Origin of the sequence: Streptomyces sp. NPDC001902 (genome assembly GCF_042891295.1) — a bacterium.
Classification (GTDB): domain Bacteria; phylum Actinomycetota; class Actinomycetes; order Streptomycetales; family Streptomycetaceae; genus Actinacidiphila.
Genome location: NZ_JBIATA010000066.1, coordinates 1 through 1,397 on the forward strand (window position 1 = coordinate 1; position 1,397 = coordinate 1,397).

At 66.8% G+C, this 1,397-nt stretch carries 1 protein-coding gene; it reads right to left on the minus strand.

All coding sequences use genetic code 11. From position 1 onward, the window contains the following. On the minus strand, positions 1 to 1,397 hold a 1,397-nt coding region (locus ACFYYN_RS43375; RefSeq protein ID WP_500550203.1), incomplete at both ends, for an ABC transporter substrate-binding protein.

A 1,397-nucleotide genomic window follows, 5' to 3' on the forward strand; every position in this document is an offset into this window, starting at 1 on the left:
GCGGTGCGCGGGATCAGCTCGCCGGTGATCTTCTTGTTGACGTAGTTGTTGGACAGCACGTTGCCGTCACCGAAGAACGGGGCGGTGAAGTTGTCCGGGTCCGGGTAGTCCGGCACCCAGCCGCGCACGTACACGGCGTACTTGCCGGCCTCGATGTCCTTGGCGTACTGGTCGGCGTCGGCGCTCTTGACGTCCACGTCGAACAGCCCGCTGTCGTTGAGCTGCTTGGCGATCGCCTTCAGCTCCGCCACGGTGCCCGGCCCGAACCGCACCGGCGTCGCCCACAGCGTGAAGGACACCTTGCTCGTGATCCCCGCCTGCGCCAGCACGGCCTGCGCCCCGGCCCGGTCGCCGCCCTCGCCGTAGCGGTCGAAGAACGCGGTGTTGTGACCGGTGATACCGGCCGGCACGATCGAGTACAACGGGGTCGCGGTGCGCTGGTAGACGTCCCGGATGAACGCCTTGCGGTCGATCAGATAGGCCACCGCACGCCGCACGGCCTTGTCGCCCACCACCGGGTCCTTGAGGTTGAACACCAGGTGCTGGACCTCGGCACCGGTGCCCTCCACGACCTGGATCCCGGTGTCGCCGGCTATCGAACTGCTCTGCAGCGAGGCGATGTCGGCCGAGTCCAGACCACGGTAGGCCAGGTCCACCGACCCGTCCTCCACCGCCTTCTTCAGCGCCGGCTCGTCACCGAAGAACTTCATCGTCATACCGGAGTTACGGATCTGCGCCGTGCCCTGGTAGTCCCCGTTGACCGAGAACACCGCCTGCTCGCCGGCCTCGTAGGAGTCCAGCTTGTACGGGCCGGAACCGGTCGCCTTGCCGTCCGTGCGCAGCTTGTCCGCCGGGTACTGCGTGTGGTCCACGATCGAACCCGCACCCGAGGCGATCTTCATCGGGAACGTCGCGTCGGAGTACTTCAGGTGGAACACCACCCGCTCCGGCGAGGGCGTGTCGATCGTCTTGATCGCGTCCAGCAGCACCGCCGGACCGTTCTCGTCATTGATCTTGATGGTGCGCTCGAAGGAGTACTTCACGTCCTGCGACGTCAGCGCCTCACCGTTGCTGAACTTCAGACCCTGCCGCAGCGTGCAGTCGAACGTCCTGCTCTGCGCGTCGGTGAACTTGCAGCTCTCCGCGGCCTCGGGCTCGGGCTTGGTGGCGCCCCTGGGGAAGCTGAGCAGCGACTGGAAGACGTTGTTGAACACGATCCAGGAGCCGACGTCGTAACCGGCGGCCGGATCAACGGCCGTCACCTTGTCCGTGATCCCCATCGTGAGGGGCTCTCCGGAGGCCTCGCCGTCCGACCCTCCCGAACCGCAGCCGGCGACCACGACCGCCGTCAAGGTCGCGGAGAGCGGCAGCGCCAGTCGCTGGACTCGATTCCTCAC